Source organism: Segatella paludivivens DSM 17968 = JCM 13650 (genome assembly GCF_000373185.1).
GTDB classification, from domain to species: domain Bacteria; phylum Bacteroidota; class Bacteroidia; order Bacteroidales; family Bacteroidaceae; genus Prevotella; species Prevotella paludivivens.
Map to the genome: position 1 here is coordinate 1 of NZ_KB890645.1, position 14,660 is coordinate 14,660.

The 14,660-nt window shown below is 38.8% G+C and carries 10 protein-coding genes; 8 read left to right on the top strand and 2 right to left on the bottom strand.

Going from position 1 to position 14,660, the window contains the following annotated elements; genetic code table 11:
* The first annotated feature begins 54 nt into the window (after nucleotides 1-54).
* The 4 genes from B045_RS0107540 (at nucleotide 55) to B045_RS0107560 (ending at nucleotide 7,371) form a co-directional block, all read left to right on the top strand.
* On the top strand, nucleotides 55-507 hold the full coding sequence (locus tag B045_RS0107540; protein WP_018463667.1) for a D-Ala-D-Ala carboxypeptidase family metallohydrolase: 453 nt from the start codon (nucleotides 55-57) through the stop codon (nucleotides 505-507).
* 9 nt (nucleotides 508-516) lie between these two features.
* Nucleotides 517-1,581 carry a hypothetical protein gene (locus B045_RS0107545; protein ID WP_026234367.1) on the top strand — a complete coding sequence of 355 codons (1,065 nt, stop codon included), beginning with the start codon at nucleotides 517-519 and terminating at the stop codon, nucleotides 1,579-1,581.
* A 1-nt stretch (nucleotide 1,582) separates the two neighbouring features.
* Nucleotides 1,583-3,448 (top strand): bifunctional DNA primase/helicase, encoded by a 1,866-nt coding sequence (locus B045_RS0107550; protein WP_018463669.1) that lies wholly within the window; start codon nucleotides 1,583-1,585, stop codon nucleotides 3,446-3,448.
* Between the two features lie 1,874 nt (nucleotides 3,449-5,322).
* The gene (locus tag B045_RS0107560) at nucleotides 5,323-7,371 is read left to right on the top strand and encodes a VapE domain-containing protein (RefSeq protein ID WP_018463671.1); all 2,049 of its coding nucleotides are present in this window, start codon (nucleotides 5,323-5,325) and stop codon (nucleotides 7,369-7,371) included.
* Nucleotides 7,372-7,596: 225 nt separating this feature from the next.
* On the opposite strand, the gene B045_RS0107565 is transcribed toward B045_RS0107560, so the two are convergent.
* Nucleotides 7,597-7,977, bottom strand: a complete 381-nt coding sequence (locus B045_RS0107565; RefSeq protein ID WP_018463672.1) for a hypothetical protein — start codon at nucleotides 7,975-7,977, stop codon at nucleotides 7,597-7,599.
* Between the two features lie 3 nt (nucleotides 7,978-7,980).
* Entirely contained in the window at nucleotides 7,981-8,871 is an 891-nt protein-coding gene (locus B045_RS0107570) for a hypothetical protein (protein ID WP_154650128.1), read from the bottom strand.
* Nucleotides 8,872-10,074: 1,203 nt separating this feature from the next.
* Here B045_RS0107570 and B045_RS0107585 point away from each other — a divergent pair.
* The 4 genes from B045_RS0107585 to B045_RS0107600 all read left to right on the top strand — a co-directional run bounded on the left by B045_RS0107585 (nucleotide 10,075) and on the right by B045_RS0107600 (nucleotide 14,655).
* Nucleotides 10,075-11,385 carry an AAA family ATPase gene (locus B045_RS0107585; RefSeq protein ID WP_018463676.1) on the top strand — a complete coding sequence of 437 codons (1,311 nt, stop codon included), beginning with the start codon at nucleotides 10,075-10,077 and terminating at the stop codon, nucleotides 11,383-11,385.
* Between the two features lie 13 nt (nucleotides 11,386-11,398).
* Nucleotides 11,399-12,241, top strand: coding sequence for an RloB family protein (locus B045_RS15070; protein WP_018463677.1), 843 nt, complete (start codon nucleotides 11,399-11,401; stop codon nucleotides 12,239-12,241).
* Between the two features lie 672 nt (nucleotides 12,242-12,913).
* A complete protein-coding gene (locus B045_RS0107595; RefSeq protein ID WP_018463678.1) occupies nucleotides 12,914-14,002 on the top strand; it encodes an AAA family ATPase in 1,089 nt (362 codons plus the stop codon).
* Nucleotides 13,999-14,655: a DUF4276 family protein gene (locus B045_RS0107600; RefSeq protein WP_018463679.1), complete on the top strand. Its 657-nt coding sequence runs from the start codon at nucleotides 13,999-14,001 to the stop codon at nucleotides 14,653-14,655. The genes B045_RS0107595 and B045_RS0107600 overlap by 4 nt, the downstream gene beginning before the upstream one ends.
* The last annotated feature ends 5 nt before the right edge of the window (nucleotides 14,656-14,660 follow it).

Consider the following 14,660-nt stretch of genomic DNA (forward strand, 5'->3'; position numbering starts at 1 on the left):
AAGGATGACGAATAATCACTCTAGCGGTAGCTTTGTCCTTTTTTTTTAAATAAAATGACACTTAAACAAGCAAAAGAGAAAAGACTAACNGAGCATTTTACTCTTTATGAAATGATGCGTTCTGAGACTGCTGAAAACCACAACATCGACAACACCCCCGACGCAACACAGATTAATAACTTAAAGAATCTGTGTGAAAAAATCCTAGAACCTTTACGCCGTAACTTTGGCGTAATCAAAATTAACAGCGGTTTCCGCTGCCCAGTACTTAACGAACGAGTTAATGGAGTTGGAAACTCTCAACACCTCTTTGGTGAAGCTGCTGACATACATTGCTATAACGCATATATAGCCAGAAAATATTTTGACTTTATTACGAATCACTGCCCGTATGACCAACTGCTTTTCGAATACCGAAAAGGCGGTTCTTTCTGGATTCACGTTTCACTTAAACGTAACGAAAAGAATCGTAAAATGAGAATAGAAAATTATCCAGCTAAACATTAACACTGAATTATGAAATACTATATGCTATCATCAAATTTCCTTAATAGTGAGGAAATGCAAAAATTAGACATTAATCACAGACTTGAAGGACGTGGAGCAATCATGTTTATCTTTGAGTACCTCATTGACCGCAGGAATGGATTGGGAAGTTATATCAGCATCCCAAGTCTTGCCAGGGCAATGGGTAAGAACAAGAAGTTTCTGCTTGACATTATCAACAACTACGGATTGTTTTGCAGTCCTAAAGATACTGATATTTTTTATAGTCCTTATCTGCGTACTACTCTTGGCTTGCCAGAACACCCTTCTGATGATGAGATTAAGGAGTGTGTTGGAGGGTGGAAAAGCACAAAGAAGGTCAAGGAAAGTTGCAAGAAAGTTCAAAAAAGTTCCAACAAAGTTGCAACATTTTCAAAAAAAGTTGCAAAAATAACGCCGCAACTCACTGATAATCAGCAACCCCACTATATAGAAGATAAAGATAGAGATAGAGATATAAAAAAAGATAAAAGAAATTCTTCGTCTACGACTACGAATTCCCAAAAAGACGACGTAATCGCAAACGTAAATTCTTCTTTTGATTCTATTAAAAAATCTTTTGCTGACGCCGATTGGGTGAAGTCCATTTCGGGTGTTACGGCTCTCGAACTGACCAACGAGACTGTTGCCGATGCCAGTATAGAGTGGTTCTGCATGCAGTGCAAGGCAAAGGGCAAGACCTTTGACACGGACGAAAATGCAAGGTGGTATTTCTGTAATCTGCTACAGCCCGGACGCAAGACAAGGGAGTCGTTTAATGAATACTACCAGCAATATAAATACGACGAAATGGTGAGGAAGACAGCCATGGAATGCTGCGAGGACGATTATTACGACTACAAGGAGAATGGTCGACGATATGATTCACACCACCAGATTATACCGCCTGATGCTCCACGGCAGATTGATCCAAACACGATATGGAGTTGGATAAAACTTGAATTTATTCCAGTTGGTGACTTCAAGATGGACCCTGAAATGGCTGCCCGCTCTGAATACTACGAAGAGTACAGAAGAATTCATAACATGAAATGACATGGCACAGACGTATGATGACGGCTACGGTCACAAGGTTGTGGCAAAAGAAGACTTACAGATATCAAGGGCTACGAGCGGAAAGACGGGCGGAAAGATAAGATGCAAATGCCCTGAATGCAGCATGCACGATGGCAACAACGCCAACTCTGACTGCGTGAGCATAGACCTTGACACTGGTTGGGGACACTGCTTCAGATGCGGAACGGTATTTCTGCTTGAAAGCCATTTCAAGACATGGAAGGAAGGGCAGGAAAAGCGATATGCCAAGAAGAAATACAATCTGCCCACTGCTGATTACTTCATGGCTAACTTCGGCACAAAGACGATGGAATATCTCAAATTCAGATGCATCAGCACGGAGACGGCGCATAAGCTGGGCATCAGAACGAGAGTTATTGAGCATGGAGCTGAGAAAGAGGAATATCTGGGATTCCCATTCATCGACGGTAGCAACACCATTGACGTGCAGTTTAAACTAGCTTCAAAGACTGAAAAGAAGTTTTTCTTTGAACAAGGTTGCGAAAAGATTCCCTATAATGTGAACAGTGCTATCGGTGCGTCGCAGATACTCATCACAGAGGGGATGATGGATGCAGCGGCATGCGTGGAGTGTGGCTACGATGCAGTGGTGAGTCTGCCCAACGGAGCACAGAGCGACCTACGATGTTTTGATAAATACAAGGACTACTTTGCCCATGCCACAATCATTTATGCAGGAGACACTGACGACCCCGGAATTGAGGCACGCAACAAGGTGGCAGCATATTTTGGTGAGGCACGCATGAAGTTTGTTGACTGGACATATAAATGGAAGGATGACGAGGGCGAGGACAATCTGCACTGTGCCAAGGATGCCAACCAACTGCTCATGGAGAAGGGCAGAGATGCCGTGGTATGGTGCATTGAGCACGCAAAGAAGATGAATGTAGCTGGACTTGTGGAACTGGACAGCGTGGAGTCGCAACTTGATGATTTGTATGAGAACGGACTGCCTAAGGCAAAGGACTTGCATGTGGCTAAGCTCAACAATGTTTTCAGAATCGAGGACGGACTTATCTATCTTGGTTTTGCTGCTCCGGGCAGTGGAAAGTCTACGATGATGAACTTCATCATGATGAGTATGGTGCATCTTTACAAAATGCACATCCTCGTTTACAGTCCTGAGAAATATCCAACGGCACGTCATTATTCAGAAATGATAAACGTGATGACGGGCAGAACTTTCAACAAGGGCAAACTGATAGAGCCTGCCTATAAGCGGGGAAAGGACATCTGTAGGGAATATATCCGAGAGATTGATGCAAACGTGACCAACGACATCGACGGCATACTGCACATCGCCCAGCAGGAATATTATCAGGGACTGTGTGACATGCTTGTGATAGATCCGTTCAACTGGATTCAGCTACCCGAACAGACTGGTATCACGGACACGATGAAGTACACGATGCTGCTGATGAAGATTGTTCAGTTCGCGCATCAGTATAAAGTTCCAATATTCATGATGCACCACCCCCGTAAATTTGATGATAAGACCAAACTCACCATCAACGACATCTTCGGTAGTAGTGACTTCGGAAACAAGAGTGATTACGTGTTCTGGCTTGACCGCAAGAAGGACGAGAACCCAGAGATGGAAGTAACGTACTGGAACTGCATCAAATGCCGTTGGAGTGAGATAGGAAAGACGGGTACGGTGGCGCTGAAGTATTCCACGGACACCATGCGGTATGCTGGCTGCAATCAGAACTTCGATAAGACGTATTGTGCTATCAGCGAGGATACAAGCGATTGGACGAAGCATGAAGCTACGTCGCAGGAAATAGACTTTGAGGAAAAGCCCCCAGAGGTATGCCCGTTCTAGTTAGCTGCTGTTTCGTGGAAAGATTGGGAACATGAGGTTTATGCTGTTTTGTGGTTATGTGGTTTGTCTGCGTAAATCTGCGAGATCAGCGGGAGATACTGGGGTTTCTTCTGTGTGGATTGATTGAGTACTCTTATGTGAATATTCTCCCGCAGATAACGCAGATAACGCAGAGGAATGCAGCAAGCTGCATCATTACGCAGAGAAAGACAGATTGGGGATGGTTGTTGCTGTTTTTGTTGTTTTTGTTGTTTTGGGTTTCGTCTGCGATCATCTGCGGGATCTGCGAGAGACACTGGGGTTTCTTCTTTGCGGATAGATTGAGTACTCTTGCGTGTTATTCTCCCGCAGATAGCGCAGATCACGCAGAGGAATGCAGCAGGCTGCATTATTACGCAGAGAAAGACAGTTTGGTTATTGTTGTTTTGGGTTTTGTCTGCGATAATCTGCGAGATCTGCGGGAGACATTGGGGTTTCTTTGTGCCGATAGATTGAGTACTCTTGCGTGTATTCTCCCGCAGATAACGCAGATCACGCAGAGGAATGCAGCAGGCTGCATCATTACGCAGAGAAAGACAGTTTTTGTGTGGTTAATGTGGTTTTGTTGTTTTGGGGTTTGTCTGCGATTATCTGCGTGATCTGCGAGAGATACTGGGTTTTCTTCTGTGCAAATTGATTGAGTACTCTTGCGTGAATATTCTCTCGCAGATAGCGCAGATTACGCAGAGGAATGCAGCAGGCTGCATCATTACGCAGAGAAAGACAGTTTGGTTATTGTTGTTTTGGGTTTTGTCTGCGATAATCTGCGAGATCTGCGGGAGACATTGGGGTTTCGTTTGTGCGGATAGATTGAGTCCTCTTATGTGAATATTCTCTCGCAGATAGCGCAGATGACGCAGAGGAATGCAGCAAGCTGCATTATTTCGCAGAGAAAGACAGGTTCGTGAGGCGGTGAGGTTAATGTGGTTTTGGGGTTTTGTTGTTTGTCTGCGTAAATCTGCGAGATCTGCGGGAGACACTGGGTTTTCTTCTGTGTGGTTTGATTGAGTACTCTTACGTGTATTCTCCCGCAGATTACGCAGATCCCGCAGAGGAATGCAGCAAGCTGCATTATTTCGCAGACAAACAGCAAACAACATGAACTGTATTGTTTCCACTATGTGGTAATTGTCTTTCTCAGCGTTATCTGCGGCATCTGCTTTAGTAGATACATTTGCGCTAACTGTCTTTTGTCTGCGTAATCTGCGAGATCTGCGGGAGAATCGGCCGTTAAACACATAAGGAACGAGCAAAGAAAGAACGAGGAATAAAACAGCAACGAAACAAAAATAAATAAAGAAAAAAATAAAGCAAGGAAATAAACAGTGAGCAATAACAATATAAGTATTAATAATTAAAACAAAACGATGATGTCAAATTTATCAATCGGGAGACACTCCCGCAAACAATCAAATGTCAGAAGTGCGGACGCGAATTGCCTAAGCAGAAATTAGAACGCATGCGCTCTGGCACGTACCGACAAGTGTGCAATCAATGCAAATACGAGTACTACATCAAACCTGCTAGGATAAGACGAATACTCAGGGAACTGGATGCACGGGGCATGCCCTAAGGGTTGCAAAAAGAATAGCTACGAAGCTACGGCGTGCCTTATGTTGCTAATAATCAACATTTTACAATGATGAAATTAAGAATTTAGCTACGATAAGCTACGTTTTAGCTACGTATTTTCTTGCGTTTTACGAAGCAATGCACTGCAAAGCATCGTATTTTCCACTGCAATATGATAGCAAACGCACTGCAATAAATCGTGAAACGCACCCAAATGCTTCGTAAAACGCAAAAGGGAATTGAATAATAATTTTTCTACAACTATGAACATCAAATATGTGTATAAATCAAGAGGTGAGACGAAACAAAAGCTCATCAGTCTTGATGAATTCTGCAATCAAGTGAAAAATTGCAAGTATCAGAAGCTCTGTGACAGTCTGAAATACAAACTTGGAGCCTCTATCAACCTAGAAAAGACTAAATTTGAGGAGACAGAACGGCTGCCACACGTGTTTTTCTCTGTCGGCAAGGACTATACTGGGCTTGTGATGCTCTCTTTCCGTGCTGAAGGTGGATGGGCAGACAACTACAAGTTTCTGGCTTCTGCACTTCCGCAGACGCTGCTGTGCTTTGTGGGTTCGTCTGACCGAACATTGAAGATTATTGTGCCATTTGCACTGCCCGACGGTAGTCTGCCGACTGATGAGAAGGATATTCAGCAGTTTCATCAGACGGCATACGTGATGGCTGCAAAGTTTTATGAGTCTGAACTGGGTACGCAGTGCGAGGCAGTATGTCCTGGAATAGAAAACGGATGTTGCATGTCGTGCGACGAAAGCATCTTTTACAACCCCAATGCGGTGAAAATGGTGGTGAGTGAACCATATAACAATGTGCAGAAACCAGACAAGTTGCGGCGCAGTATCATCAAACAGACCGTTATGGCACCTCATGACATGTTGCCCGACTTTGACTTGCATCAGATGTCGATGATTAAATATCTGATGTGTTATCGCAATGTGGTGGAGAACGGCGGATATGAGGACACAGACGAGTTGTTGACGATGCTTGCCAAGGAATGTCAGCACAACGGACTGGAAGAGGAGTTTGCCGTGAGCAGGACGTTGAGATATGCGTTTGCCAAGGATATTGAGATTATCGTGCGCAACTGCTTCCGCAATGTCTACGACGTCAGTATAGCTCCGTCAAGTTGTGCGGTTCCTAAACCAACAATTAATCAGGCACGGCTGCGCCAGTTTCTCTTTGTGCGCTATGCTTTTCGCCGAAACAGTATGACGGGCGACAGCGAATATCACACCAAAGACAGTTACATATTTTCGTGGCATCCGCTGACAAAGGAAGTTTACAACACGATGACAATCAACGCGAAGGCTGAAGGCATAGACGCATGGGACAAGGATATCAAGCGATTTGTGGAGTCGACGTTTGTAGAAAGTTTCGATCCTATCATGGAATATATCTCGGCATTGCCCGAATGGGACGGCGAAGAGCGCATAGAACGGTTTGCAATGCGTGTGCAGACCGATTTTAAAGGTTGGGCACAATACTTCCATCTGTGGTTTCGCGGCATGGTGAGCCAATGGATGGGGCGCAACGTGATGCACGGTAACTCAATGGTGCCCATGCTTGTAGGTGCTCAGGGAGACGGCAAATCCACGTTTTGCAGAATGATTCTGCCAGAGGAACTGCTGGTGTACTACACGGACAGGGTGGACTTTGCAAAGCGCAACGATGCCGTGAAGGCACTGACAAGGTTTCTGCTGGTAAATATTGACGAATATGACAGCATTTCAAAGCGTCAGACGGCATTTCTGAAATATATGCTGTCAACGGCTGACGTGAAATATCGCAACCTCTATGAGAGTATTGTGCAGCAGCATCAGCGATATGCGGCGTTTGTGGCGACAACGAATAATCCGCAACCACTAACAGACAGCACCGGTTCTCGAAGATACATGTGCGTGCAGGTGAACGAGCGCATAGACACGTCGTCAACGGTAGACTATGGGCAACTATATGCTCAGGCAGTGGCGGAGATTAGGGCAGGCATGAAGACGTATTTTGACAACGAGGACGAGCAGGCGATTCAGATCAGTAACGGTCTTTTTCAGCAATACGACTGCATAGACGAGATATTTTCGGATATGTTTCATCGTCCGCTCAAGACAGAGGTTGCAATACGTATGACGGTGACGGAGATCGTGGGGCGCATGAAGGAGAAATACAAGAACATAGAACTCAATAAGAGCAACATCATGCGTGTAGGTCACATCTTGCGCAACGGCAGATACAAGTTCATCCGCAACAAGCGCCTCGAATATTTCGTAGGTGAGAACGTAGCTAATACGTAGCTTGCCGTAGCTGAAAGGTGATGTTGCGAGGATGCAACAGGATGCGTATCAGTTGTTTGAAATGTCGCCGTAGCTTCGTAGCTGGAATATATGAAATTGCTAGGGGGGATTCATGAATTATTATCAATAATAAGTAGTTGCATTATAAGGTCATGTCAAGCCGAGAAACATTTAATAGAGTAAATTGGCCCAAACACTTTTAATGTTTGGGTCAAGATATAATAATCATTCTCTCAAGTTATATACATCTTGCATCTCTGTTACAGGCAAGGAAACTGGCACGCTGAATTTAATTCTATTTGTATTCATTGTGTTATCTGTATCTTTTATGTTTCCTCCCACACCAAATACAGATATACCTATTTTACCACCAGCTGAATTCTCTGAAGAGTTAGATATCGCAACTGAAACATCTATTTCAATAGGTGTTATCCTTCTACATATTCCGTGACGAGATGGATCTTCCGGTATGTATAACTCGTTATTTGATTGTTGGTAAATATTTGGATTTACAATAATATCTAAATCCTTGCATTTCTCCATTGACTCTTTAACTCCAGTTGCAATCTGATAGATTGTCTCGCTGATAAAATCTTTTAGTTCCATATTTTATTTACAATATCGTTTTATTTTTTTATTATCGAAATAATTTTTAAAATTGTCAATTATGCCTCGTGATGTTTTTAAATCGGCAGCATTGCCTGCAAAAACATTACTGTATTTGTTAAAGTTATAATGTTTTTCTATTACATAAGATAAATCTCTTGTATGAATTGCTATTTTAAATAATATAGATGCTGGTGATGGATTTAATTTTTTCATTTCATCCAATGTAGGTTGAATATATTCCGATTCCCAAATATCTAAATTAGAACAATTTGAAGATTTATCTATTGCATTTTTAAATAAACGGTAAAAATGTTCAGCTTCAGGATTATCTTTATAATTTATGTTTGAGTATACATTAAGTAAGTTCATACAACAGTTATTCCATTCGTTCATTATTTCTTCACTATGTTTGATATATTCATTATATCTGTCCATAATTAAAGATTGTATTTTCTCTAAATACTCAAGTTGATAGATGAAATTCATTAATTGTATACGTTTTTCTTTATAGTCTTTGTGCTTAATTCCAAATATATAAATATCAGCGTATCTTTCTAGTGGTATTTTATTTATTTGAGAAAAATGAATTATACTGCTTGTCCACTTTGGTATATTTAAGTCTTTATTATTTTTTATGTCATCCGAAAATTCCTGAAGTGAAGATATATATTCATCTAAGACTTGATAGCTTTCGGTTACCCATTCTTCTATAAATTGTTTATATTGTGTTAATTCTGTTGATTTGTTATACCTTCTGATTGCTTCTGATATTATAAATCCAAGCCCTAAAATAAAGAAAGATATACAACCAGAAATTATAACTGTTTGATAATTAACATCTAAACTTGACCACCAAGTAGATATATTTAAAATTAAAATTATGAATCCCATACTATAGTTCATTTGAGATGAGTTTGACGAATTAAAAGTACAAAGAATTGGTTGTCTATGAAAAGATCTGTATGTGTCTGGTTATTTATCATTGGTACTTACAAACAATTCTCGTAGTGATTACTGTGCCCAAAATTACGTAATTATTTTGTGTTACAGATAATTTCTACAAGTTTTTTTTCATGACGATGCTAAAATACAAACAGCAAAGTAAAATACTGGGCGTTTAAATTTTATAATTAATTCCCTCACATTATTCATTTACCCAAACTGTCTTTGTCTGCGATAATCAGCGTGATCTGCGAGATATATTTGGGGTTCGTTGTGCAGATTGATTGAGTACTCTTGCGTGTTATTCTCTCGCAGATAACGCAGATGACGCAGAGGAATGCAGCGAAGCTGCATTATTTCGCAGAGAAAGACAGTTAGGTGAGGTTAATGTTGTTTTGGGTTTTGTCTGCGATTATCAGCGTGATCTGCGAGAGACATTGGGGTTTCATCTGTGCGGATTGTTTGAGTACTCTTACGTGAATATTCTCCCGCAGATCCCGCAGATCCCGCAGAGAGGAATGCAGCAAGCTGCATTATCACGCAGAGAAAGACAGGTTGGGATGGATAATGTGGTTTTGGGTTTCGTCTGCGTAAATCTGCGAAATCAGCGGGAGACTACTGGGGTTTTCTTTGTGCAGATAGATTAAGTCCTCTTGCGTGTTATTCTCCCGCAGATTACGCAGATCACGCAGAGAGGAATGCAGCAGGCTGCATTATTTCGCAGAGAAAGACAGGTTGGGATGGATAATGTGGTTTTGGGTTTCGTCTGCGTAAATCTGCGAAATCAGCGGGAGACTACTGGGGTTTTGTTTGTGCAGATAACTAGAGTACTCTTGCGTGTTATTCTCCCGCAGATAGCGCAGATCACGCAGAGAGGAATGCAGCAGCAGTGGATATTAATCTATTTAATGGATAATATAACGTGAACTTTACCAATGATTATTCGCTGATTATCAATTGATAATTGCTAATAATATGTTTTATTATGTTAATTTTGGCTATAAATTCGGCGCTATTTTATTGCAAGCGTGAAAAAAACACGTGAATAATTCACGGAATACAAAAAATAATGTATCTTTGTATTCAAAAGATAGCTATTTTCAATTTATATAAGCTACCAAAAGATATATAACCTATTAAAATTACGTTGTTATGATACTCCGTGTAATCCTTAAGAATTTTCTTTCTTTTAACGAAGAGGCTCAGTTTGATATGTTTCCCAATAGGAAAAGGACTTCTTTGTCGAAGCATATTAACGTATTTGAAGATAAGGTGGCAGTTTTAAAAATGGCTGCTATCTACGGTTCTAATGGGGCAGGTAAATCGAATTTATTGAAGGGACTTAATTTCTTGAAGGAATTGGCAACCGATAAAACTTTTTTAGATAAAGAAAGTGTTGGCAAATATTTCTTTGGATTGAAGAAAGATGCAGGAATGCAACCTTTAGAGTTAACTGTTGAATTTATAACAAAAGCGGGCGTTCCATACGTCTATTCCGTAGAGATTACAAAAGGTGGTATCAAGTATGAAACTTTGCAAGTTTCTGGTTTAGGAAAAAGTGATAATATAAATGTATTCACTCGTGAAGGAAGAAAAGTGCAATATGCAATAACTCCATCTGAAGAAATTAGTAAAATGGTTACAGTATGGTTGGAGAAAAATCCGTTTGCAAGTTTGTTAACTATTAATAATGATGTGCCCATCCTAACAGATGAGAATATTAATAATGGGCAGAAATGGTTTGAAGATGAACTTGAAATCATTGGGCTTCATTCATTTACTCCAGCATTGATAGATATATTTAAAAACAAACAAAGAGTGAGAAAATTTGCTTCTCAACTTTTTAAAGCTATTGATCTTGGCATTGATGATGTAAAAGTGGAAACAGAGAATATTGAGGACTATATTAGTACTCATAATGCTAGCATGTTACCCATAGACAAGGTGAAAAAAATGCGTTCTGGGAGAATGTCTCAAATTGTTAATTTCAGAAATACTAGTATTATTAGTATTGAGAAAGGTGTGCAGAAGATAAGTCAGATGATGTTTGAGCAATTTGGAAAAGATGGATTTTCAAAAGAAATGGATATTCAAGCTCAATCTGATGGAACGGTTCGTTTATTGTCTCTTGTTCCAGCCTTTTATGATGCAATGAAAGTTGGTAAAACTGTGGTTATTGATGAATTGGATCACAGCATACATCCCCATTTGGTTCGCGAACTCGTGCGTTATTTCTCTTCACAAAAAACCAAAGGTCAGTTAATATTTACGACGCATCAAACATGTTTGCTGAATCAGAATTTTATCCGTACAGATGAAGTTTGGTTAGTTGAAAAGAAAGATGGATGCACCCACATGTATTCGCTTAATGATTTTAAAATCCATAATACGATTAGCTTAGAGAATGGTTATTTAGAGGGACGATATGGTGCAATCCCGTTTATTGGTGATTTAAATATGTAAATGAATTTCATAGATGGATTTGTCAAAACTAACATATAAGAAAAGCAATTCTACAATAGAGTTACCAAAGAATGTAGTCCAAACAACTTCTAAAGCGAAACGAGAAAGGCAGAAGACAATTAATATTCCTCATGTAGACTTGGCATATGAGAAACAGGAAGGAATTTTGTCTTCCAATTTGTTTTTTGTACTCTCTGGAGGAGAAAAAAAAGAGAAAGACTTTTTAAAAGAACTCATCAAAAAACCTAATTTGCATTCACTTAAAGTTCTCTTTATGTCTAAAAAAGGGCAGGGCTTGTTTCCATATCAGATGCAAAAGAAATGGCTAGAAATACAAAAAGAGCATGAATTTGTAATAGAAGATCAGATATACCATCTTGATACTATGGATAAAATTTTTCTTTTATCTGATGTGGATGAGTTTTATGAACAGTTGTTAGAAATTAGTAAAGATACTGTAGCTGGGGATCAAGGTCAGTGGATTATAAGCAATCCTTGTTTTGAAATTTGGTTATACTATTGTTATTTGAATAATCCAGAAATAGACTTGGCAGCTTTAAAATCTCTTACTGTTGCAAAAAGAAGCCTGAAACTTAAATCTTTATGCCAAACTGTTGTTGATGGAGGTTTGAATCCTTGTCTTGCTTTTGAGAAAATCAATACGGGTATTAAGAATAGTAAGCCTCATTATGACATTGATGCAAATGGAATCCCTGTTTTGTTTGCAACCCAAATGTATCAAATGGCTCAATACCTTATTGATTCAATGAATTCTAATAATAACGAATACATTAATTATATAAGGCAGAAACAAAAATGGAGAGCGGATATGAAAAATAAAAACAAAAATAAATAGTATATCTGCTTGCAGAATTAAATTAATATATTTAATTCCGCTAACAAGTTAAGAGTATATTTTATAAGGGTAAATTTTTGTATGTGTGAAAGTTTTAGTTAGTTCCCGACAATACAATCTAACATCATATTCGGTTATTTAACCGCACACACATTGAATGCTTTTTTTAGGATATGTAATTGTAGCATTATGATACTTTTTCAATAGAGAGTCATGTTTGGTAATCTGCCTTAGTACTTCTTTTATTTAACTTTTCTTTGTCTGCGTAAATCAGCGAGATCAGCGGGAGAATAAATCTGCTTTAGCAGATTGTACGGGATGTATACAGAAAGAGCAAAATACTTTTTGATGATGATAGAATTGACTTATAACGGCACGTAAATTAAGTTTTTTGCATAAAGAGAGTAGAATATATCATAAAAATAACTATATTTGTAACTTGATAAATATGCCATAATATCCATGAGGTGTAAAATGAACTATGCTAACATTGAATGTTGATGCAATACGTTAGATATCATATATGATATCCTCATCGTAAGAGAATTAATCGTAATGTGCTTCTTGGATGTTTTGAATATCCAGGAACGCCAACCACAATATGAATATCATCTGCATGCAAGACATTGAACAAGATGATGACAGAAAAATATAATAATTGTAGAACGTAATATGATACAGCAAATTAATATTGAAAATTACAAATCAATCCGTGATGCAAAGATTCCTTTGAAGAATCTTAATGTCTTGATTGGCTCTAATGGAGTTGGAAAAAGTAATTTCATTTCATTTTTTGATCTACTTAAAAATATGCTGGATCGGAACTTGGGTAATTTCATCTTGAGTCAAGGGGGGATAGAAAGATTCTTGTATTGCGGTTCTAAAAGTTCGAAATATATCAAAGGAACGATTGATTTTAATAATATAAATGCTTTTTTCTTTACGTTAAATCCAACAACAGATAATAAGGCTTTTATTGAAGAATCTGGAGACTACTATAATGGATTCAACGGTGATATAAAGGATTATTTAAAATGGGATAGGCATCTTTATGATACAGCTGTAGAAGAATCTAGTATTATGAAGACTGATAACAGTAGAGTAAAATATTTGAAATCATATATTAAGAACTTAATTGTTTATCATTTCCATGATTCTAGTAAAAACTCTCCGATGAGACTTGACTGTCCTGTTGATGATAATGAGAGATTGAAACATGATGGATCAAACTTGGCTGCTTTTCTGTACAGACTTCAACAAACTGAGCCACAATCGCTAAAATTAATTGAAGGTGTTATCAGGTCTATTGCTCCATACTTTAAAGGTTTCAAACTTCAGCCTAGTCGCATAACTCCAGACCGCATAAAACTAGAGTGGGAGCAATTTAATTCAGACATGTATTTGGATGCACAAAGTTTTTCTGATGGTACAATTCGTTTTATTGCATTGGCAACAGTTTTGTTGCAACCAAACTTACCGGATACGATTATTATCGATGAACCAGAGTTAGGTCTTCATCCTTCTGCTATTAATAAATTGTCAGCTTTAATGAAAAGAGCTTCAAAGAAGACACAATTAATTGTGGCTACACAGTCTGTCAATCTTGTAGATTGTTTTGATGCAGAAGATATTGTTGTTGTTGACAGAAAAGATAATCAGACAGAGTTCAAAAGATTGTCATCAGATGATCTGTCAGCATGGATAGATGATTATAGCATGGGAGAGATGTGGGAGAAAAATGTGATAGGAGGTCAACCATGAAAAGACTTTATATCATTGTAGAGGGGCAAAGTGAACAAGAATTTGTCAACACACTCATCGCTCCTTATTTATCTGGATTAGGGATATATACTGTTACCCCTATTCTCATTCGCACGAGTAAAAAAGCACGAGGTGGCTTTGTTAATTATGAGCATTTAAAAAATGATGCATTGAAATTATTATCATCTCAAAAAGATGATTTTATCGTTTCAATGTTTGTCGACTTCTTTAGATGTCCTGAGTTACCACAAAAAGAACGCTATGAAGAAATCATAGATCATAAAGAGAAAGTGGATGAAATGGAAAAATGTATTGGCGATGATATAAAAGATAATCGCTTTATTCCCTATATTCAGCTTCACGAATTTGAGTCTCTGCTTTATTCTTCCAACGTAGGATTTGAAGTATTCTTCTCAGACAAACAACAGCAGCAAACAAAAAATATAATCGAAGAGTTTTCAAATCCAGAAGATATAAATTCCTGTCCAGAAAAGGCTCCTTCTAAGCGCTTGTTGGCGATAAAAGAAGACTATGATAAGGTGATAGAAGGTAACATGATTGCTTTGGAAGTTGGACTTGAGCAGATAATGAATAAATGTCCAAGATTCAAAGCTTGGATAGAAAAATTAATCTCTGCTTGTAAAGACGATTGAATTAC